The sequence below is a fragment of the Paenibacillus sp. MCAF9 genome (assembly GCF_052114265.1).
Taxonomy (GTDB): Bacteria; Bacillota; Bacilli; order Paenibacillales; family Paenibacillaceae; genus Pristimantibacillus.
The window spans coordinates 1-23,631 of record NZ_JBFREL010000051.1 but is presented as its reverse complement, the minus strand read 5'-3'; the positions used below and the strand labels follow the sequence as shown (position 1 = coordinate 23,631).

The window sequence follows — 23,631 nt, the reverse complement described above, 5'->3', positions numbered from 1 at the left end:
GTTGATTCTGAGCTTTAGTTAGTCTAGACTTCATAATAACGCCTCCTAAGGTGAGTTCTGAGGGCTGCAACCCAGTACATACTCATCCTAGCGAGGCGTTTGTTTTTCTGCAAATTGAATCTACTAACACCTACAGGAATGTTAACGGGTAACTTTAGTTTAACAATGAGGAGCAGTTTGCCGCGGCAGCTGCTCCTTTTTGTCTATGATAGAAAATTCATAACTAGTATTATCGGATCGATAGGTGAGTTTGCGAAAGAATAAACATTTAGACAACGAACCGGTAGGTTTTTTTATATCGGTGTTGTATATATTGCTACGGTTGGTACATATATTGGAAAATGGAACAAGCTTAAGGGGGAAAGGAAAAATGGGGGAGACTATTAAAAAATGGACTGCGAATTGGGAGTTGATTCAAACCGAAAGGCGCGCCTTTATATATCTTGCGCTATTACCACTTTTAATTGTACTGATAAAAACAAATTTCGTTGATAACCGGTATATAGACAATTTACTATTCTATTTATCCCTAATCCTAGTTTGTGTGCTGATGGGGTATAAAGACATTAGTAAATACTTTTCTAAGCCAGGAAACTCAACCAAAGCAACGCTTAAAGTCTCTTTTGCATTGTTGTTTGTTGAAGCCCTTTTTGGATTCATCATTGTACAGATCGGGGCATTCTTTTTCCAAGTTACTGACCCTCAAGGAATCAGTAATATAACAACCCCCCTAGACATTTACTTAAAGGAACTCACTTTACTACCTTTTATAGCCGTAGGAGAGGAATTCTACAAAGTGTTGATATTGCTCGGCGTCATATCTTGTTTGCCTAATTTTTCAACAAGAACAAAAGTGATTATAGCAATTTTAATTGCATCGCTTGCTTTCGGCTATGCTCACGGTATTAATCATAAAATAACTGCCGGTTTGCCAATTGCAATATCAGCAATTCCAAGCTTTATCTTTTTACTGAAATATAAAAGTATATATCCTTTAATTATTTCCCACTTCTTTTTTGATTTACTCTCTTTCACGGCTCATTGGGATGGTTATGGACAAGCAATTGTATATCTCATTTCGTTTTCGGTGTATGTGTACTACATGCTCAAGGTAGTATTTAGGAAACAAGATAAACCACCGCTCTGATGTGCACGGATACAAAATTAATTAAATAAAATGAGCAAAAACTGTTTTCTTTAGATGATAATTAAGCAGATTTATGTCGTTTTTTGTGAGACACAAGTCTGCTTAATTAATAATCAAACGACACAACTATGTTTGATTAAAACTTAGTTATTAAGGTGGCAGCAAAAGATAACGAGGGCGGAGGTAGCAATTTTGATTTATAACTTGTTTGAAATATCCAAATAACCGTCATAGTAAAGAGACCAATGGTAGCAATAATTTTTTTAGTATTACCATGGGAAACAGTACCTGAAGATATGGATAATTCTCTCAGAAATAGTTAATTAAATAATCGATAGACTATCACATTCTTTAGAAACTGCCATGTTACTGGCTGGTCTCTTCGTTAAGTGCGCCCAGCATGGGCACTATCTCTAGGGTTCAAGTCCCGAATAGTGAAGACAGTAGTAACCATAGCATAGGGCAAGGGTGTTCACCGTGAGGTGAAATCTGAAGGAAGCTGGCGGCAAATCTCAGGTCTGAGGAACACGAGCTTCATATAAGGCTAACTTACGTTGGATGAGGTTGCTTAACAAACCAAAGCCCATACTGCCGAAGGCGCGCGTAAAAGCGAAGATTAAAACCATTACTTCACTGAGTAAACCAATTCCCATCGGGGAGAGAGTGGAGGAACTTAATCAATACCTTATTGGTTGGTGTGGATATTATGCCTTAGTGGATACACCAAGACTATTCCAAGAGCTGTACGAATGGACAAGAAGAAGGCTTCGAATATGTGTCTGGAAACAATGGAAACGACCGAGGACGAAAGTAAAGAAGCTGGTCTCATTTTGGAGTTCCGAAGCAGAAGGCTTATGAGTGGGGTAATTTGAGGAAGAAATACTGGCGTGTTGCTTGTAGTCCAATCCTTCAACGAACATTGAGCAACCAATACTGGTCAACAATGGGACTAAGAATCCTGATGGACGGGTACAAACTATTGCGGAATTTGACATGAACCGCCATATACCGAATGGTACGTACGGTGGTGTGAGAGGTCGGGGGGCTAGCCGCCCCTTCCTACTCGATTAAATCTCTAGCCAATAAGAACAATGATTTTTCATCCCCACTTAAACTCCAGTACTTCGTTCCATTTAGATGATGTTTCAGTAGTTGAACCTGTTGTGCAATCTCAACAAAAATAATTTCTGTTAGTCTTGAAATTGAATATACTTTATTGTCGTATTTCCATCTTACAGCTGGCTTGTTATTCTCGATAATAATCGTCGCCTTTGACATTCTTTCGTTTTGTGGAAGACTCATGATTTTATTCGTTGGTAGTAATGTAATCTGGTCCCCGTTCTTTATAATGCCTTTCTCATACAGCAGCTTAAGTGTGTTTGTTTTTCGTGTTTTCTGCTGCCTTCCGGTATACTTCACATCGGATTTAATAATTTGAATGAATTCGTCAAATGGATCGTTATGTGGAAATAACGATGATGACATAGCATGTCTTTTTCCAATGTTCATCGAAAAATTAGCTTCCGGTAATTTACGATTTACGAGGCCAGTAACCTTTTCAAAATGATCGTTTGAAGTCCTCAAATTGTGCCAAGATAGCAGTTTTATTTGTTTACCTTCAACTTCAGTTTCGAATATCCAGGGTTGTTGGTCAAAAATCCATTCCATGTCCGTTAATATGGTGGAAAGTAGCTTGTTGACTGCTGAAGAATGCCTTGAATTCGTTAGGTCTGTCTCTATAGACAGCCATCCCGCCTTCATAAGTACCCTTTTATTTCGGGGGCTTGTAGTGAAATTAAGTCGCAATGTTCCTCTAAGTACGGCATCAGGCTCTCTATAGAAAAACCTTGCTCCTCCCGAGAAATCGCGATGAATATCATTGAAATAACTAAACACGGATTTCCAGTTTCCGGAAACCACTTCATAATAATGCTTATATCCTAATAGGGATTCCAGCATTCCAACTAATTCGTCATAATCATTTTCGGTGTTCACCCTTTTAGACAACTCATAATAGAAGTCATCGTAAAGACTCTCATACTCACTGAAATACGGTAAATCAATAGGTTTAAGAACAGAGTTGATCCTTGCAAAGAGATCCTTGATTTTGGTGTTCTTTTCTTTGTGATTGAAAAGTAACCATGGAGGTATGCCTAAAAAATCTGCTGCATCCCTGACCCTCGGATAGCTAACTGTCCTTAGGGTCTTATTTATTTTGGATGGCCACCTGGTTGTGTCATTAATGGCATCGCATAAAAAACGAACAGAACAATCAATGCTTTCCAGTAATGTATTAATGAGCTCTAAATCTACCCACTCCACATATGCTTTTTCAAACTCTTCTCGCCAGGCGGAAGTATCTGTTTCATATGTATTTAAGTTAGTCTCCATTTACCATTCCCCTATCAAGAATCGATTTGCGCCAAAACTGAGGAATGTTGCGCCACTCCTCAACCTATCCTTTCTTTATACTACTACTAGCACTTCAAATACAAGAATACTAGAAGCTGGTAATGATTGCGAAAAATATTGGAATATCGATATTTTAAGTTATATCAAATTAAAATATTGGAAACAACTATGGAAATGAAGGATAAACCGAAGAAAAGGTGATTGCGTGACTTGTTACATAATCGGAAAAGCAAGGATCACACCTCGAGGTATCAGCTTTTTAAATTTATATTACTCATGCAGTCGGGCAATTATTGAGCGTTGGTATGAACTAGCAATGGTAAATGGTGATAGGAATATTGAGATTGCATACACCCCTACAGATTTATCAAAGATATTGATTATGCCCATGGGTACTAATGAAGAGCCATATGTTGCTGAAATGTTAATTCGAATGAAAATATCCTGTTTGGAAGTAGAAGAATACTTTACCAGGATTCAGCATCTTAAGGCAGTGAGAAAATTAAAAGGAAAGTTGGAGGATTGATGAGCAAACGTAAACGAATTACTACTCAGACTGTTATTGAGAGGAGGATTAAGGAGGGCAGGGGAAAAGGGCACTTTGCTGAGTATAAGCCGTGGCTCACCGTACATGACGTTCCGTCACAAGGAGTTGTTACTCGAATAATGGGGTGGAAGAGCAATCGCCTACACCATTATTTTTCAGAGCAATTTGAGCTGGCACGTCATTACCAGATGGAGTGGGCATCTAAATGCTGTGATATTCGGGAGCAGTATCCACTGCTGCCTCTAGAAAAAACGCTATTTATTGCTGACAAGCTTAAAATAAAACACCCAGTAGACCCCAAAACAAAGTATCCCATCGTTATGACAACCGACATGCTGCTGACCGTTCGCGCTGATAATGACTTACGGTTCATCGCTCACTCCATAAAACCAAAATCTAAATTGAATAAACGGGTCTTGGAAAAGTTGGAGATTGAAAAAGTATTCTTTAAAGATATCAATATTGAATGGGCGCTCATCACCGAACATCAAACTAATTATGAGCTCGTTAAAAATGTTGAATGGTTGCATTCGGCGAAATACTTGGACGGATATGGGGTTACAACGGATTTAATCGAACTACTCGAACCAGTCCTTTTCAAAGCTATCAAAAAACAGGACAAGCCACTTGCAAAAAAAACCTTAGAGTTGGACTGCAAGGAAGGATTAAAAGCGGGGACTTGTATGTTTATCGTGAAACATTTATTAGCAAACCGGCTATGGGTCGTCGATATGAGTAAAAGGATTCTTCCGACCTTGCTGCCACTAAAAGTTATCTACAACCAGTATCAAAATGGAGGAGAAGTTCATGGAATTGTTCGTAAATAATCTTTTTGATAGACGAGACGATGAAGCCAAATTAGTTGATTGTGAAAGAGTTCTATGGATGAACCATCGTAAGGATCTTGTTGTCACGATATCGATCATTGATAAGAAAGGGCTTCCTCAACTAAAGAGTCTTTCCGCAATGCAGTTGGAAATTGGAAGTGGGACTTTAATAAAGCGTGAAGCTGACCCGTATTCGCAATTTATGGTACCTGATGAGAAGCTAACTCCGAAAGAGATTCAGGTTAGGGACCATGCTTGAGGCCTTATAAGTGAAATGGTTGAGTTTGAACCTAATATATTTGAACCAACGGAAAGATATCAGATGATTAATAAGGCGTGCAGTGAAACTGGCAAAGGTAAAAACCTCTTCTATAAATATCTTCGCTATTATTGGACCGGAGGTAAGATGGTAAATGCGTTGCTTCCTCGGTTTCGGAAATGCGGGAAACCTGGAGAGAAGAAAAATCCAACAAAAAAGATGGGACGGCCAAGAGAGACAAAAAAGTCAGTTAATCCGGAGATGGAGGGGGTTGTAGTTAACGCAGGGATTCGCAAAATATTCGATAAAGCCATCAGGGATATTTACTTGAAGGTTGATCGGCGTGATTCAGTAAAGTTTACATATATCCAAATGTTAAAACAATATTTTGCCATCGATATGGAAATCAGAAATAAGGTCGAAATTCCAATAATACCGCCTGAGTATAAGGTTCCGAGTATCGCACAGTTACGTTATCATATTCGCACACACTTTCCCAGACATAAAAGGCTGGTTGCTCGAGAAGGTGAGGTAACCTTCAATCGAGATTTTAGGCCATTGTTGGGATCAGAAACTAGAAAAGCAACGGGCCCAGGTCAGATATTCGAAGTAGACGCAACAGTCGCAGATGTTTATTTAGTTAGTTCAATTGATCCAAATCAGATTATTGGAAGGCCGGTTGTTTATATGTTGTAGATGTGTGGACCCATATGATTGTTGGATTTTATGTGGGTTTAGAAGGCCCTTCTTGGCAAGGTATTATGATGGCCATTGAGAACATAGTAGAAAATAAAGTCGAGTTCTGTGCCCAGTATGATATACCAATTCAACCAGAAGAATGGCCTTGTCACCATATGCCAGAAAATTTTTATGCGGACCGAGGAGAAATGGAAAGTAAGAATGCAGATTCTTTAGGTAAGGCACTAGGAATCAAACTGAAAAATGCACCACCATTTCGTGCTGATTTGAAAGGAATCATTGAACAGCAATTTAGAACTTTAAATTTAACGCTACAACCCTGGATGCCGGGGGCAGTCAAAAAGGAATATATCAAACGGGGAGGACCGGACTACGTTTTGGATGCCAAGCTGACGCTTAAAGATTTTACGGCAATGATTATCGAAATGATTCTCTATCGGAACAACTCCCATTACATGGAACATTATCCCCTAGACAAGGCGTTAGTTTTAGATAAAGTTAGACCTGTAGCTCGCGAACTTTGGGTCTGGGGGGTGACGCACAACCACTTCCTCAAGGAAATTCACCCCGATATTGTACGATTGAATGTACTGCCTGAGACGACAGTAACAGCAAGTCGAGAAGGAATATATTTTGAGGGTATGTATTTTGGCTGTGAAGAACTTATCCGACAAGGATGGTTTGTAAAAGGGAAATCGATTAAGACTGTCATCGCCTATGACAGGAGATGCATGAATCAGGTCTATGTTAAAACGGATAACGGTAAGGGTTTTATAAAGTGTTTCTTGTTAGACAAGTCTTCTAGATATCGTGACTTATCTTTGGAAGAGAGTAAAGAAATGCGATACCAAGATAAATTGATTCGAAGCATATATCGCTCCACTGAACTTCAAGACGAAGTAGCATTGAATGCAAAACTTGAAGGTATTGCCGAAAAAGCTGCGAAGCGAATGAGTGAAGAAAGAGATACTTCTTTAACCAAAACTGAGCGTAAATCAGGTATTCAGGGAAATAGAGCGGAAGAACGTGACAGGATCCGGAAAATCCAATCTTTTGAATTAGATAAGTCAACGGAGTGCACTGAGGAATATGAAGATAATGTAACGCAAATCGAATCTTATCGGCCAAAATCGAAATTGGGCTTATTATCAAGTGTGAAATCTAAGGGGGATAAAAATCATGGTTAAAAAGATTTTACAGGAATCAATGTATCAGTATTCCCCCAGTCTGGTAGGTCGACAAGTAGAAGCGGAATACATGACTCAGTATATTGCTGGTTATAAAGATAACCCTTTTATAGAAGCATTGCCTCCTATATTTGAAGACAAACAGGTCATATCGAGTATTGCAAAGTATCCGGAGTATAACGGAGAGCAGCGTAATTTGCGGAAACAAATAAGATTACATCTAGTACAGCAGATTTCGGACTATGTAGAGCCGTTACCAGTTCATCTTCTCGTAGAACAGAGATTATCAAGACTTATCCGACATGGTTATAAGGCTAGAAATCCTTTTTCACCAGAATCGGTTCGTCAATTCCATATTGGATTTAAAGATATTCTTGATTCTGGGGTGGACGTGAATGGAATGAATTTAGCAGGAATAAGGTCAACTGCAGCAGGGTTTGCTATTCTCGGTGTTAGCGGCCAAGGTAAGACAACGGCAATCGAAAGTTCATTATTGTTATATCCTCAGGTGATTCATCACGGCACCTATAAAGATCAACCGTTTATCCGGAAGCAACTTGTATGGCTTAAACTAAATTGCCCCTTTGATGGCTCACTGAAAGGTCTATGTTTTAATTTTCTACAAGCGATGGATTCGCATCTGGAAACAAATTATTTTCGGAAGTTCGCTACAAAAAGGTCTTCCGTTGATATTCTCATTCCGATTATGGCACATCTCGCAACACTTCATGGGCTCGGAGTTTTGGTGATCGATGAAATACAGAATTTAAGTTTTATGAAAAGCGGAGGCGCTGAAAAAATGCTCAACTATTTTACACAGTTGATAAATACGATCGGTGTACCTGTGATATTGATCGGCACGTTTAAAGCGATGCGGCTTTTATCAGGGTCTTTTAGTCAGGCTAGAAGAAGCACTGGCCAAGGTGATTTAATCATGGATCGGTTGACTGAAGGTGAAGAATGGGGATATTTCTTAGAGGGTTTATGGAAGTATCAATGGACAGCTAAGTATTCGCCGTTGACAGAGCCAATAAAGAAAGCGATGTATGAGCTCTCACAAGGCATTGTTGATATAGCAGTTAAACTGTATATGCTTGCTCAATGGGAGGCTATGGAGGCGGACGAGTCTAAAGATGAGAAGATTACCGTTGCACTTTTAAAGTCTGTAGCCAAACAGCATATGCAGTTAGTACAACCGCTACTAAAAATTTTAAGACGAAACGACCCTGAACTTCTTGCGTTAGTTGATGACCTTTATCCGGAGTGGAATGTGCTTGATGAGTACCTCAAAAAATCGACTGAGAAGGTTAATATGCATGGTGAGATCAGATCTAAAATTATTCGAGATGACAAAGTCGACCAAGATCAACAGAAATACATTGAGTTGGTTAAAACGGCTATGGATTTTGGAGCTTCATCGGCAGTATCTGAAGAGATAGCACAGCGAATACTACAAACCAATGAAGTAGAGATGGATTTGGTTGATTTACGGAAACAGGTAGTAGGAATGGTTACTTTAAGCGCCACGGCAGAAGATGTTATGGCTCCTCAAATTACTATAATCGATAAAAGGGAACCTAAGCCAAAAGCGAAGAGGAAACGGAATGATCCTGTTGTCCTTGAAGAAGATGATCTTCGGAACGCTGTAAATAAAACCGATAAGGGGAGCGATGCAATATACGATAAATTAGTTGAGATGGGAAGCATTCCATCAAATGAAGATATCTCTAGATTAATCATCTAATCTCTGTACTAGAATAAGCTCACAAAGGGAAAACTAGCTATAGGATCGAAAGAAAGGATGATTCTATTGCTAGCACATTTCCCTACGCTATTTGAAGATGAATTACTATATAGTGGTATCGCCAGGTATCATCTTAATTCCGGTAACAGAACTCAGAGACAAACTATTGAAGATTTGTTCGGTGACCGATTGGTTTGTGCTACGGTCGATCTGCCGAGTCATCTCGAAGGACTAGCACGTCGGCTTCACAATAGGTATTCCGTGGATCAGTTAGTCCAAAACCATACATTATTCCCTTATTACTCTTACTATTTGAATAATGACAAGTGTACTCAGGTAAAGTCATTGATGACGCAGGGGACCTTTACAGGAGTAGTCCATGCAAGCTTAGGTCTCCTTGCTGGACGTATTAAGTCTCCAACTCATATTAAATATTGCCCAGTCTGTTTTAAAGAAGAGAGTGTGAAGTGTGAGCCTTATTGGCACCGATCTCACCAACTCCCGGGTGTTGTATTGTGTGAAATTCATAAAGTACCGTTATTAAAAAGTAATATTATTTATTCCACTCGTGATCACAAATTTGCTTTTATCCCTATTTCTCAAATAGGTGAGGAGCAGTATCGGAATATCAAAACAGACCCAGCTTGGGAAGAACATCTTCAATTAATCGCTGAGCAGTCAGCGCAAATTCTGAATTCATCTTCTAAACAAAATATCCCTACCTACAAAATCTCATTTCATGAAAAGGGATATCAAACGATTGGGAATAGGATCAGGATCGATAAGCTGATTCGTGATTTTCGAGAATTTTTTACAGATGAGCTGCTTAATTACCTTCATTGTGATATTGATCCCACAGGAAACGATACATGGCTTCATAAGCTTGTCAGGGGCAATGTAGAAATTACGCAGCCGTTAAGGCACATATTACTAGGTCGGTTCTTAGGTCAATCAATTGAGATGGTGTCGTCTTCTAAGCAAATACACCCTTTTGGTGAAGGACCATGGCCGTGTTTAAACAAGGTTGCTGATCATTATAAAACGTATGTTATTGAAAAGTGCGTCATTACTCGGTGCTCAAAAACCAGCCTACCTGTCGGGACATTCGTGTGTTCATGTGGCTTCGTTTATTCACGAAGAGGACCGGATAAATGTCTTGATGATAAATACAAAGTAGGAAGGATTAAATCGTTTGGATCGATTTGGTACGAAAAGCTGAAAGTTCTTAATAGCAGCAGCCAATCACTTCGAGCAAAAGCAGGAATATTGGGGGTAGACCCGAATACCGTTAAGAAGCAATCAGAACTATTTCAAAAGCCTACTGAAAAGAAAAAGTTGATCGGAAGAGCTCCAGTCATTCTAAAGAAGGAAATACGGCATCGAACGCAGGATTATTCGGCAATGAGAGTTAACTGGGGTCAAAGAGATGAGATTCTATCTGTAGAAGTAGGTAAAGTCATTCAATTAATAAGAACATTGGATGATCCAATGCGAATTACTGTTTCTTCAATTGCTAGGTACATTACAGTGAGTGAGTTGTCATTCAAAATTCTGAAAGAAAGCTTGGAGAAGCTTCCAAAAACAAAAGAGTTAATTAATGCTGCTGTTGAACTCACTGAAGACTTCCAAATCCGTAGATTAATTTGGGCAGCTGATAAGCTAAAAGAATCAGAATTAACGGTAGGATGGAAATTGTTGAAGTTAGCTGGTCTAAATAATCCGTTAAGGAAGTCAGTTCAGGATAAATTCAATGAACTAACTAGTTAAGTTTTATATGAGGAAGGAGTATGAAGTGCAGCTATGTTGGGATTCTTTCCAACCCCATTGCCAGATGAAGATTTTCGGAGCATCTTATACCGCTATCACCTATATGCAAAAAATAAGGAAATTGAAAACACTAGCATTGAATTGTTTGGTGTTAGGACTGGGATTACTACTTTCCCAAGGGGATTAGATTTATTATTTCAAAAGCTCCCGTCGCAATGCAGTCTCTCTATAGAAGATATTATTAGAAAACATACGTTATTGCCGTGGTTTCTTCCTTTTCTATCGGGAAAACAACAAATAGATATCTTAAAGGAGATAAAAACCGGTGGGAAAAATAATGAGAGTAATGTAGGCAAGCTGGCTGGAAACAAATTTAGTAGAAATATTGAAGTGGATATCAAATATTGTGGGTGCTGTATCTCGGAAGATATTAATCAATACGGCACCGCTTATATTCATCGAGAGCATCAATTTACGTTTATCCATATTTGTAGAAAACATAGTGTCAAGTTAATTACGCATTGTAATGAATGTGGGGTGAAGCTCGGACTTTCAGTGCTAGATGGAGTATGTAAGTATGGACATCCATTTAAATATAGTGAGCTTCTCATCAAAGACCACGTACAATTTCGACTTTATCGGGACCTTATGACACTTTATACGTTCCACAATAAATTAACTTCGGGTATGATTCAGCAAAGATTTCTAGAAAATCTTGTTGCGAACGGCTATATTTCATCGGATGGGAAGATTCGGCGAAGTAATTTAGTGCAAGACTTTCTGCGGAACTTTTCGCATGACGAATTGACAAGTATAGGGTTGACCTCAGAACATATTATTCAACGAAATACATTAGAGAGAGTTTTTTGGGGAAATTCACTTATTATTAATTTGCCTTTGATACTCATGCTAATACAATTTCTTAGTGAGTCATTAGATAATTTTCTTAACAAATCAATTCCTTATTCGACAGAAATCCCATTCGGCTTTGGGCCATGGCCTTGCAATAATAAATTTTGTCCTGATTATAATAAAATGGTCATAAAGAGATGTAAGCGCTACGATAATAATTACCGAGGAGTAACTGGAAAGTTCTATTGTGAAACTTGTGAGTCCGAATACATAAAATACTGGAGTTGGGCAAAAAATGAAATAGAAGGAACTAGACATGTATTTTTGAGTGAATCTAAGAGGAAGAGAATCGTAACACTTTTATTTAGTGATTGTCTATCGGTCAAAGAAATCGCTGAACGTATGTTTTGTTCAATTTATACGGTGAAAGTAGTAGCTCAAAGTTTATCGGATTCTCATAAGAAGAATGATCATAAAGAGGGGGCTCGGGTTGTAAAGAAACAAAGATATAAGAGAGAATCATATCGAACTAAGTTAGAGGCAGTGATTAAGGAAAATCCAGGACTAAGCAGATATCAAATATGTACCAAGTCTCGAACTGCTTATACTTGGTTGAAGAAAAATGATGCTGCTTGGTTAGAAGAACGTCTTCCAATCTCTAAGTTGTCTGTTAGATTAGATTGGAATGGAATAGATGAAGCTCTTTCAAAACGAGTTAGAGATGTTGCTCAAAAACTGAAAGAATCTAATCTTAATAGAAGGGTTAGTATTTATTCTATCTTACAAGCACTCACGGATATCGAAAGTGGGCGAATAAAAGAAAGTTCGCAATTACCAAAAACACAGAAGATGCTGCAGGTAGTCGCCGAAACTAAGGAGCAATATCAGTTTCGTCACTTGCCCGCTCTTGTGAGACAGCTAAGGACTCATTATGGTTATGAGGAAGTAACAATTGATACGATTTTATCTTATCGAAGGTCATATAGAGGGATTAATGATGAGACAAAGGAATTATTCTCAAAAAGACTGAGAGAAATTCAAAATATATAGTTAAGAAAAAGCTCTTATTTTAAAGAGGATGATGAACGCGTTTAAGTAACTCACTGGAAATGAAGATGTAATGAATGCCCAGAAAAATGCTAACTCAATTAATGTTAATCATAAAACAGTTGTGATTGTAGATAGGGAGGGAGATCCTCATGCCATGCTTAGAAGGCTGCAAACAGATACTGGAGCTATAAAGAATAATATGATTTCCCTCAAGGCGTTTGGAGCGCGCTGAGAAGTTACGTAAATGAGAAAGAAGTAAATATGATACCTAAATGAGCCTCAAAATAATTTAATATTATCAAACTAGAGTCGGGGAGAAAGCCTAAGGAATTGGGCTTTTTTTAGTATCTTCTGAGATTGTTACGGAGCCACAAACGATTAATCGTTTGTGGCTTTCTGTATGCGAATGAATAAAAAACACAATTTTTGTATTATCATGGGAAAATAGTAGGGATTTAACGGTATTTTGTCGAACTAATTAAAAGATTATAACTTCAGGTACTAGGCTAAAAGGAGGACCAATGCATGAATAGGATTGTTGAGCTAATTCAGCATGGTTTTGAAAGTGAATATCTAGATTTTAAAGAGAAACAGTATTCGAAAGAAAAGCATATTGATTTAATTGCAGACATTATGGCAATGGCCAATTCACGTCATGTTGGTGATAAATATATTATTATTGGCGTTAAAGACCGTCCGGAAGGTAGAGAAATAAAAGGGATCAAACCAGAGGAGTTTGTTGATTCATCCAATTATACTCAAGTAGTACTAAATAACGTTGAGCCTGATATTCAGTTTGATTATTTTAAATATGAATATGAGGGGTCTTTACTTGGGATTTTCAAAATTTATAGTAATGACAGTAAACCTTATATGCTAAAACGGAAATACGAAAGGCTTAACGAAGGATTGTGTTTGATTCGCAAAGGTAGTTTGAACGCAATTGCTAAGCGTGGTGATTATGATTACATGTACCGTAATCAAGGTCGAATAGAAGTGAGGATATTAGAAAGTACTCTTCATGCTGTGCATGATTATGAGGGATGTGCCTCAATCGAAGTTCTATTGTCAAATTCAACCGATTATCAAGTGACACTTGTGGGTGGTGTTTTAACTATATTAGATAATAATAATGGAGAAGAACTAACTAGTCATCGGGTATATGGGATTGATAAATATGTTGGAGCTGATTTTCAAATCGGCTTAGTTCCAAGAAGAGAGGTTGTTGGACGATTACTTGTTGGTTTTAGTTCTTCACAACCGTTGCAATTAGGTATTGATGAGTATGGAATTGGAGAACAGGATTATAAATTCGAGTTAGTTTTCTGGGATGCAAGAGGTGAAGAATATTCGGTTTATTTACCAGATGGTAGAGTGTTTGTGAATGGAGATTTTTTATGGAAGGTGAAGCAAGAAAAGGGGATTAAGCATAGATTTAGAACTCACAATTAAATCTAATTAAATAATGATTTCATTTGCCGCGAGTTAAATTGCGGACAACGAAATAGGGTTTAAAAAGAATTTAGGGGGATTAGACATGTTCTTAAAGAATCTAATTATAAAAAAATTCAGAAATATTAATGATCTAAATATAGATTTTCATAAAGGGCTAAATATATTAGTAGGGGAGAATAATGCCGGCAAGTCTGCGATAATTGATGCGCTTAGAATCTGTTTGAATTTTGGTAAACAAGTGAGAGATTTGTATGTAAAACAAAGCGATTTTTATATTGATCGGAATAACCCCGAGACAACAATTCAACCGATAGAGTTTCACTTAACCTTTGAAATAGAGAATTCTATTGAAAGTGGCGTTTTTATTGATTTACTGTCACAGAGCGAAAATGGAATTCAACAAAGCCTTCAAATTCATTATAAATATTATTTAGAGGATAGAAACGGGATTGAAAAAATAAGATTTAGTGTTTGGGGAGGAGATAACGAGGGACAGCAAATTACGTCTGATGTATTAGCTTTGTTGCTTTTCGTTTACCTTGATGCCCTTAGAGACGCTTCACAGAATCTAAGACCGGTCCGTGGAAATAGGTTAGGTGAATTATATTCTCACCTCCGTGAGGATATACTGGGTAACCCTATAACAGATGTAAAGAGAGATGAGTTAACACAAAGACTCAGAAGTACACTGACTGGTGATACAGAGTGGAATAATATTATTGAAGCGGGAAAGGAGAAAATCAATGAGCATCTTGATGAGACATCGATAAGCAATAAAAAGCAGTCAGTCGAGATTGATTTCTTGCCTTTCGAGTTTAGAAAAATCGTTGATAATTTAAGGGTTTTGCTTCCTGTATTTGACCGGGATCTATTGGGGGGTGATATCAGCAAGCAAAAGTATTTTGATATTCAACAAAATGGTTTGGGTTATAACAATCTTTTATACATGGCTACAATTTTAGGTGATTTAAAAAATCGCAAACAGTTAGAACCAGAGGCGTATATCGCATTACTGATTGAAGAACCAGAGGCACATTTACATCCGCAGCTTCAAAATATATTTTTTAATTATCTAAATAAGCTGGATAGTATTGGTTTTCAAATATTTATTACATCACACTCTCCGACTATAACTGCCAAAGCAAATTTAGATTCATTAATTGTTGTCCAATGCCAGAATAACCGTGTATTTGCCTATTCATTGTTGAATTCTGGGCTTACTGATATTAATAGAAAGTATCTCGGAAAGTTTCTTGACGTTACGAAATCACAGTTATTCTTTTCTAACGGTGTCATATTTGTCGAAGGAATATCTGAGGCACTTTTAATGCAGAGGTTTTCAGCAATATTAGGAGGAGAATACGATTTAGACAAAATGGGAGTGGAGATTGTTATCGTTAATGGGGTAGCCTTCGAGCATTTCGGAAATTTGTTCAATTCAGGTGAGGAGAATAAAAGATTAAATATTAGAAGTGTAATAATTACGGATGATGATAGGGATCAAGCTACGGAAGAGATCTCATCCAGAGCGCTTAATGCGTTAGCGCTAAAAGGTGGATTCCTTCATGTTGAAACTTCAAACATCACGTTTGAATACGAATTGTTTATAGCCGCCGAATACAACAGAGAGTTATTAATGAATATTTATAGCGAGATACACCCTGTATCTGCCTCAAGAATATCTCGAGGTAGTAATATTGCTCAATATGCTCAGAACTTCCTAGGGAAGGTAGAGAGTAATAAAGCAAAATCAGAATTGGCTCATCGTCTCGCTCTGCGTCTAGAATCCGATGGGGTAGCTAGAGAGAAGTTTATAGTTCCGGAATATATAAAGCGTTCCATTAGTTGGGTTATTAAGGGTGACCTCAATGTTTGATAGTTTATCCCCAATTCAACGTTCAATAGTGTTTGATAAATCAGGTGCGTTTGTTGTAAGGGCTTGTCCGGGCAGTGGAAAAACTTATACGGTAGCAGCCAAATTAGTTCATAGGATAAGCAACTGGGACTTACCTAATAGAGGAATAGCAGTATTATCCTTTACTAACGTAGCCTGGAATGAAGTTCGAAAAAAGATTGAAGAGAATTTAGGTGTCATGGTAAGCTCTCCACATTTTCTAGGAACAATAGATAGTTTTATAAATAAGTATGTATTTCTTCCATTTGGTCATTTAGTAATGGGCTGCAATAAGAGACCAATACTTGTTGGGGAACCACATGGCACATGGTCTGGTGGTAATTATCAGCATGACTATGCCCAATACTTTGATTGTGCGAGCTACAATATTAGTGATGGTACTATACCAACAACTGCTGATAAAACTAGGTTTCATTTTAGTTGGAAAAACAATAAAGATGGGTCAGAAAATGGGCACGTTAAAAGAATTCGTGAAGTAAAAGAAAAGTATTGGAAATTGGGATGCGCTACTCAAGCGGATGCAAATTATTTCTCTCTAAAAATTTTAGAGAAATATCCTAATATTGCTCGTTCTATTGCACTTAGATTTCCTGAATTAATTATAGATGAAGCACAGGATACCTCTGAAATCCAGATGGCAATAATTGATCTCTTATTAAATAATGGACTTGAACATATCATGCTTGTAGGAGATCCAGATCAAGCTATATTTGAATGGAATGATGCAAGGCCAAATCTATTTACAGATAAATTTAACAACTGGAGAGAGAACTCTATAATTTTGAACGAAAACAGGAGGAGTTCTCAAATGATATGTAATACAACTTCTCGACTTACGACATTTGATAATCCACCGTTAGCGGTTACGGAAATAATAAAAGACTACGATCATACTCCTGAGATAATTTGTTATGATCAGGGGAATATTCAGGCAACGATCAATTACTTTCTGCAATTATGCCAAAAACATCAAATTGAAGTCAATCAAGAGAATGTAGCTGTATTATTTAGAAGTAAGTCTATACATAACTTAATTATTAGTCAACCTGATCGGGCTGTTGAACCTTGGGTGGTAGGGAAATATTTCGTTAAAGATTTAGCAAAAGGTAAGTATATGGAATTTAAAGGGTACAGTTTAGAAGCCTTCCGACTAATCGAAAAGGCTGTGTTTAAAGCTATTAATTATAGAAATTACTGTTCTGAAAATGATCTTGCAAATTGGGTTTCTACCAGAGGGCTTATTAATCATAGAAAAGAGATTCTTAATATTATTAGGCTCTTACCAGAACCGACAGGAGAAATAAAGTCTTGGGTTCTACAAGCCAATACTGTACTGAGAGCTAACCATATTTCTTTACAACTAGCTATCAATGAAATTAGTTCTGAAAGTTCTTTTGATGAACTGTTTGGATCTTCTACAATTAAACATGATTTGGCATATAGAATTGGTACCGTTCATACGGTTAAAGGTGAAACTTTTGATGCTGTCCTTCTTATTTTGAAAGAGAAGGGGGGGCAAGGACGATTGTATAGAACAATGTTATCTCAAGGATTAAAAACATTTGATGATGAGGAGCTAAGAATTGCATATGTTGGAATGACAAGGCCGAAAAGGTTGCTTGTAATAGCTGTTCATAATGAACAGAGCAAATTTGTTTGGGAAAGTAGACTTTTAAATTGAGAGCATACTGTCGTAATCTAAAACTTAACGAAAGTTGACTAAATTGAAAAATTATTGGCTACAGTTACAAGACGATTTTAGACAAAGAGGGATTGTAAAATGACAATTGATAGAAAAACTATCGCAAGGTTAAGAGAAGGCATTACAAAAAACCAATCCGAATTACGAGATTTAAAAGAAAAAATTAAAATTAAAAATGCAAGACCTCCTATAAAAAAAGGCAATATTGAAATTACAATTAGAAAAGCAATTATCAATCCTGATTTTACAAATAAGACAGTATTAACCGATTCAACATGGCATTATGTTGAGTTGTTCTTAAAGGAGAAAAATGAAAAAAAAGATAAGGAAGCCTTGAATTACTGGTACCAAGCCGAGAATTTCTATAAAGCAACTCAAAGCTTAGATATGCTTTCTAAGCCACTGACATCTTATTATTGTTTCTTAAATGCTACAAAGGCGTTACTGACGTATCGTAGAGTAAACTACGATTTGCATCATGGTGTATCAGGTGAAAGACTATCTGGCCGAATAAATATTCAGAATGAAAAAGTATCTATTTATCCTCGTGGTGTTTTATCTGGTCTTTGTAATTACCTTAAGGAGACTATTCAAACTCCAAAGGAAAACTATACATTAAAAGATATCCTATATAATTTAGAGTATATACATCGAGCATACAATATGACCTATTCTAATCAACCAGAACTTTTCATTCCTGTTGAAGATATTAGGTTTGTATTTGATAAAGATCGCAAGGAAGGCTGGCTAGAAGCAATGCTAGAACCTCAATACTCAAACAAATCAACTTTAACTAAAATAACAGGTTTTAGTATTGATAATTATTATAATACCAATGAGTACTACGTTATCAGAAGAAACAAAACATTCAAATGGGAAGTTTCTAGAAATATACCTACTGTTTCAAGTATTGATAATTTTAAGCGCTATTATCTTAATAACAGAAAGAATCTTAGGTATATTTTTAGTCCAAATAAACTTTGGTACATTAAAAGAAGTAATTTGTTGAATGGTCTGATAGACAAGGGAACGTTAACTCTTACATTTGCTGCAATGCATAGACTTAGTGAAATGTCTAGATACGATCCTAATACGTTAGATAAGCACCTATCTAACTCTTCGGGATGGTTAATCTCAGAATTTATTACTAAATCAGTTTATCAATTTATCGATATGATTTCTTCGGAAATAACGGGAGATGACTTCCGAGTTACTGGATTTAGAACTTAAAAACAGATATTGATTTCTTTTGTGATTTGGAGGCGCTAGGTATCAACAATTATTACATGTCAGGCGAAAGCGAAGAGAAAATATGTCTACGATTGATATCGAGAGTCTGGGTGATGTTGTAGCTCTAAACAGTAACACTTGGAAGTGAAGCTAAGGCTTCATCAGTCCATACCGGATTAACTCAGCGTTGGCTCATGTGAAATTCGTTGCAGGCCTTTGATGGTTAAGGTGCGGGATTTCTGGCATACGTGGAGTATCGATTAATTTTCTGGCATTTTGAGAAACTGATACTATGAGTAGCCTACTCTAGAAGGTACAGTTTTATTTCAAATTTTGCGCTATAACAGAAGTAAGTTTACTTGAAAATAAACCGAAAGGTCTGATGCATATTGGATTTAAGTACATTACGAGATAGAGATGCATGGGCGACAATAAGAGGATTTGTCTATCAAGTAGATATCACTATCATGAGATGGTTGGATCTAGAACCTAATGAAATGTTAGAGCTTGAACGTGGTGAAGACATAGATATTGTAGAAGGGCAAGTTAGGTCGTTAGAGCAAATCAAAGTTAGGCAGAAAAAGCTTACTTTACGTTCAAAAGAGGCAAATGAAGCAATGGCTTCATTTCACGAACACCGGAACTTAAATCCTAATCTGAAATTGAATTTTAGATTCATAACAAATGCGGAAAATGGAAAAGAAAATAGCCCTTGGAATATGAATGAAAAAGCAATCGTAGTTTGGAATAATATTAGACAAAAAAAGTTAAGCAATGAACAACAAACTAATGCTATAAAAAACATTCGTCAGTTTCTTTTGGCAATGACTCGTCCTAAAAATTTTAATAATGATACATGGAAGAATTGGAGATCGTTTTTAAGTGGAGCATCGGATAACGATATATATAACTACATATGCAGTTTTGAGTGGGGTTTACATAATCCTGACCCAGCAGATATAAAGGAGATAATTGAGCAAAAACTAGTTGAACAAAGACATATTCTAAATTTTGAAGAGGGAAACCGACTTTACGAAAGTCTGTTTTGTTATATTTTTCGATTACTAACTCGTAAGGGAATAAAGAGCATCACCAAAGATAGTCTCACAGAGGTTTTAAGTGATTTTCAGATTACTGATATTGAGAAGTCAATTTTACAATCTATAGATTCTTTAAGGTCAAATGTTGCTCTACACGAATCTCGACTGGAGGCTGTGGAAAAAAAGCTTAGTCAAGGTAGTCAAGGTATAATTAATCCATTAATATGGAATGTTCCCCATCGACCTAACCCTTATTTTATAGAACGTGATGATATAGTAATTTCCTTAAGAGAAATCCTTCTAAGTGATCAACTAACTGCAGTAACGCAAACTATAGCGGGACTTGGTGGAATTGGTAAAACTCAACTAGTAGTTCATTATGCCTATAAGTATCGTAAAGACTATGACTTAATATGGTGGATTGATTCTGAACAAGAGGAGACTATTAGAGCTGGTCTTTTGCAATTGGCGTTAAAGTTAAATAACAATACAGGTTCTGAAGTTGATAGTATTGATTTCGTTAAAGAATGGCTATCTAAACGTGAAAAGTGGCTTTTGATCTTTGACAATGCAAATGATATTAATGATATTGAGAAATATTTTCCCAATCCACAAGAAGGGCATATCCTTATTACTTCACGGAAACAAGACTGGCCACATGAACCTATTGTATTATCAGAATTTAATCGTTCTGAATCTATTAAATTCTTAATGCAACGTACTAACTGTACTGATTCACAGCAAGAACCTTTTGCAGCAAAATTAGCGTTTGAACTAGGATATTTACCTCTTGCTTTAGAACATGCAGGTGCCTATATAAAGAAAAAACATAAAACATTTAAAGAATACCACGAGTTATATGATATGAAAAAGATGAATTTATTAGCTCTTGAGGGTATTCCTAATTCATATCATTCCACTATATTGACTACGTGGACAATTTCAATTGAATCAATTAAACAAGAATCTAATATTGCAACAGAGTGGTTAAATATGTTTGCGTATTTGGGAGCTGACCAAATTCCTTATGCTTGGTTTTACGATATTAATAATGATAATTCGAAAGATATTTTAGAAAAAGACCAAGCAATTGAAGTTTTGAGTAAATATTCACTAGTAAACTTTAACGTCGAAGAACGTCACGCTTCACTTCATCGGCTTGTTCAGGAAGTCATTCGAAATCAAATGGGTGATAAAGAAGAAGAAGTTTTAAAATTATCAGTACATGTTGTAGCAAAAGATCTTAGTTTCGATCAATATAACTATTCATCTTGGGGGGAATGTAAAAAGCTACTTTCTCATGCGATAAATGTTATGCAACATATAAAGGGGTCTCCAATAAATAACGGGAACGTTATTAGTATTTTATTAAACCTAGGTTTATATTTTAATCATTATACAAATTATTCCACGGCCAAAGAGTACTTACTAATAGCGAAAGAATATTGTGAATCAAGGTCGTCAAGTACAAAATGGATTTCAAGTATTTTAAATGCATTATTTGTCACTAGCTATAACTTAAATGAAGTTGATGATGCCAAAGACTATATTGAATCAGCTTTGTTAATGACGTCTGGAATTGATGCCAAAAGAGCGGTTACTCTTAACAATTCCGCAGTACAAATAATGAACGGTGAGGGAGATTTTGAAAAAGCATTAACACAATTTGACGAGGCATTAGAAATTGAGCATTTACTATATCAATCAGATAATTCCCATACTGCTGTAACTAGAAATAATATTGCTGAATGTTTAGCGAAAATGGGGAGATATCCAGAAGCAAAAGTTCAACATGAGATCACAATTAAAATTGAAAGAATGATAGCGGAACATAGTCAAGAATTAAATCCAAATTTAGCTACACGTCTAAGTAACTACGGTGGAACATTAGTGAAAATGGGTCAACCTGAAGTTTCTTTACAATACTATGAAGAAGCGTTAAATATTCTTAGCGAAGCTTTTTCTGGAGATGATTATCGTAAGGCTTTCGTTATGTTCGAATATGGAGGTGCACTACTAAAACTTGAAAAAATACAAGACGCATACGAACAAATAAATAATAGCTATATAATGCTATTAAACACGGATAGAAAAGATGATCCACAAACAAAGGAAATATATTTATCGCGTTCATTAATTTTAAACTTATTGAACTTAAAAAATAAGCCTAGGAGAAGTTACAGGTAAGCTCTAGTATCCAACAATCTTTTGTTGGTTCTCAACTTTCTTCACATGGTAATTTTTAGTGGTTCACGACTTTCTTTTTTTCCGCTTTATCATGTGCCGTGGGAAACCCAGTAAAATCAATAAAACTGGTTCCCGACTTTTTTATCATCTGACAAGAGTAGTGTCTGCTGATAAAGAAGTCTTGAACCAGTAAAAGATTTCTTGAACCAGTAAACAATGTTGTGAACCAGTAAAAGATGTCGTGAACCGAAATGCAAGATGATTGAACATCAAGAAGGGAGCCTGGGGAAGATGAAGGGCTCCTTTTTTAATCTACATAGATTTAAAATGTAATGAATGGTGGTGGAATAATTGAGCGACATTGGCTTTAGAATCAAATGTATCCGCAAAGGGGATTCTTAAGGGAGTCTGAGTGAAATAGAAATGGAAAATAGTAATCCATTTGAGGAAACATAAATATCCATTCGAGCACAATACAACGTGAACTTAAATTGGTTATTAAACACTGTTGCTGCAGAAAATGGAACAACATATGAAGGCGAGTTCGAAAAAAGGCTAATTGAGGTTTTTAGAAATCTTGATGATTTTGATAAGAACGAAAGGTAGGTGATGGAATGACAACATTAGGGGAGAGAATTAAGGGAATAAGAAAGACCAATCAATTAAACCAAATTGAATTTTCCAATATAATCGGTGTGTAACAAGGAACGCTTAGTGAACTAGAACAAGACAAGTACAAGCCTTCTATGGACACACTTATTGCTATCCATAATAATTTAAAGGTTGGTCTACAATGGTTAATTATTGGATCAGCCCAAGATACATATAGCATCATTCTTAGTGAGAAAGAAAATAAATTGAATTCTGTTTTTAGAAAACTTAATACCGATGATCAAGATGAAATTATAGAGATTATTGAGATTAAACAAAAACGGTATAAATAGTAGCTCATCATATCATGCGAATAATGCTATGTTTATCTAGCGTAATCAGTCCCGATGATGCTTTATTGGGTCATCGGGATTTTATTCATTTCATAAAGAAGAAGTTCAACCACTATCTCCGCCACATATTCTGCATCTTCTACAACCTTATTCCATTTATTATTTGTCTCGTACGAAAGAAAAATGTTCAAAACCTAAGGAAACAAGCGTATTTAAGAGGAAAATGATACTCCATAGAGGGAGGAGAGCTTGAGGCTTTCGCGAATACTCTACATAAGGTGTTATTTACAAAGTTTGTAAATATGATATTAACTGAAATTCCTGTATGACTTAATTAGAAAAGGGGCTCGATGATACCTTATACAAAGGCTGTTATTACTGATCCATATTACGACAAGCCTAATTGGATTACAGAAGAAGTTACTCGAAAGGAATACATGTGTCTCTCATCAGAGTCAAGCAGCCTTGATGTAGAATTGTTTCTAACTCATCTTTTTGGCTACATGAATAGAAAGCCCATGTTGCATAGTGACCGAGGCTTTCAATACACTTCTCTACGGTTCAAAAAGTTATTTGGGAAAAAAATAACCCATAGCATGTCTCGCGTAGGGAGATGCATCGATAACAGTCCCATAGAATCCTTCTGGGGAACCCTGAAGTGCGAAAA

The 23,631-nt window shown here is 36.5% G+C and carries 14 protein-coding genes and 1 pseudogene; 14 read left to right on the top strand and 1 reads right to left on the bottom strand.

From position 1 onward, the window contains the following. Positions 1 to 370: 370 nt before the first annotated feature. Both AB4Z45_RS32050 and AB4Z45_RS32045 read left to right on the top strand, forming a co-directional pair. The gene (locus tag AB4Z45_RS32050) at positions 371 to 1,147 is read left to right on the top strand and encodes a CPBP family intramembrane glutamic endopeptidase (protein ID WP_441913637.1); all 777 of its coding nucleotides are present in this window, start codon (positions 371 to 373) and stop codon (positions 1,145 to 1,147) included. Between the two features lie 600 nt (positions 1,148 to 1,747). After that, positions 1,748 to 2,144, top strand: a pseudogene (locus tag AB4Z45_RS32045) (group II intron maturase-specific domain-containing protein); the annotation flags it as partial. Between the two features lie 62 nt (positions 2,145 to 2,206). On the opposite strand, the gene AB4Z45_RS32040 reads toward AB4Z45_RS32045, so the two are convergent. Further along, positions 2,207 to 3,538, bottom strand: a complete 1,332-nt coding sequence (locus tag AB4Z45_RS32040) for a hypothetical protein (RefSeq protein ID WP_441913635.1) — start codon at positions 3,536 to 3,538, stop codon at positions 2,207 to 2,209. A 546-nt stretch (positions 3,539 to 4,084) separates the two neighbouring features. Between AB4Z45_RS32040 and AB4Z45_RS32035 the strand changes: the two genes are divergently transcribed. The 12 genes from AB4Z45_RS32035 to fxsT all read left to right on the top strand — a co-directional run bounded on the left by AB4Z45_RS32035 (position 4,085) and on the right by fxsT (position 22,020). After that, the gene (locus AB4Z45_RS32035; protein WP_441913633.1) at positions 4,085 to 4,933 is read left to right on the top strand and encodes a TnsA endonuclease N-terminal domain-containing protein; all 849 of its coding nucleotides are present in this window, start codon (positions 4,085 to 4,087) and stop codon (positions 4,931 to 4,933) included. Continuing rightward, positions 4,914 to 5,192 carry a hypothetical protein gene (locus AB4Z45_RS32030; RefSeq protein ID WP_441913631.1) on the top strand — a complete coding sequence of 93 codons (279 nt, stop codon included), beginning with the start codon at positions 4,914 to 4,916 and terminating at the stop codon, positions 5,190 to 5,192. The genes AB4Z45_RS32035 and AB4Z45_RS32030 overlap by 20 nt, the downstream gene beginning before the upstream one ends. Before the next feature lie 15 nt (positions 5,193 to 5,207). Next, entirely contained in the window at positions 5,208 to 5,888 is a 681-nt protein-coding gene (locus AB4Z45_RS32025) for a hypothetical protein (protein WP_441913629.1), read from the top strand. 14 nt (positions 5,889 to 5,902) lie between these two features. Then, positions 5,903 to 7,078, top strand: a complete 1,176-nt coding sequence (locus AB4Z45_RS32020; protein WP_441913628.1) for a Mu transposase C-terminal domain-containing protein — start codon at positions 5,903 to 5,905, stop codon at positions 7,076 to 7,078. Further along, positions 7,071 to 8,822, top strand: coding sequence for an ATP-binding protein (locus tag AB4Z45_RS32015; protein WP_441913626.1), 1,752 nt, complete (start codon positions 7,071 to 7,073; stop codon positions 8,820 to 8,822). Before AB4Z45_RS32020 ends, AB4Z45_RS32015 begins: the two co-directional genes overlap by 8 nt. 57 nt (positions 8,823 to 8,879) lie before the next feature. Beyond that, positions 8,880 to 10,589 (top strand): TnsD family Tn7-like transposition protein, encoded by a 1,710-nt coding sequence (locus AB4Z45_RS32010; protein ID WP_441913624.1) that lies wholly within the window; start codon positions 8,880 to 8,882, stop codon positions 10,587 to 10,589. 33 nt (positions 10,590 to 10,622) lie between these two features. Beyond that, positions 10,623 to 12,491 (top strand): TnsD family Tn7-like transposition protein, encoded by a 1,869-nt coding sequence (locus tag AB4Z45_RS32005; protein WP_441913622.1) that lies wholly within the window; start codon positions 10,623 to 10,625, stop codon positions 12,489 to 12,491. Positions 12,492 to 13,016: 525 nt separating this feature from the next. Next, the gene (locus tag AB4Z45_RS32000) at positions 13,017 to 13,943 is read left to right on the top strand and encodes an AlbA family DNA-binding domain-containing protein (protein ID WP_441913620.1); all 927 of its coding nucleotides are present in this window, start codon (positions 13,017 to 13,019) and stop codon (positions 13,941 to 13,943) included. Positions 13,944 to 14,028: 85 nt separating this feature from the next. Next, positions 14,029 to 15,822, top strand: a complete 1,794-nt coding sequence (locus AB4Z45_RS31995; protein WP_441913618.1) for an ATP-dependent nuclease — start codon at positions 14,029 to 14,031, stop codon at positions 15,820 to 15,822. Beyond that, positions 15,815 to 17,542 (top strand): UvrD-helicase domain-containing protein, encoded by a 1,728-nt coding sequence (locus AB4Z45_RS31990; protein ID WP_441913616.1) that lies wholly within the window; start codon positions 15,815 to 15,817, stop codon positions 17,540 to 17,542. Before AB4Z45_RS31995 ends, AB4Z45_RS31990 begins: the two co-directional genes overlap by 8 nt. A 99-nt stretch (positions 17,543 to 17,641) precedes the next feature. Then, the gene (locus AB4Z45_RS31985) at positions 17,642 to 18,793 is read left to right on the top strand and encodes a YaaC family protein (RefSeq protein WP_441913614.1); all 1,152 of its coding nucleotides are present in this window, start codon (positions 17,642 to 17,644) and stop codon (positions 18,791 to 18,793) included. Between the two features lie 389 nt (positions 18,794 to 19,182). Then, entirely contained in the window at positions 19,183 to 22,020 is a 2,838-nt protein-coding gene (gene fxsT, locus AB4Z45_RS31980) for an FxSxx-COOH system tetratricopeptide repeat protein (RefSeq protein WP_441913612.1), read from the top strand. Positions 22,021 to 23,631 lie beyond the last annotated feature (1,611 nt).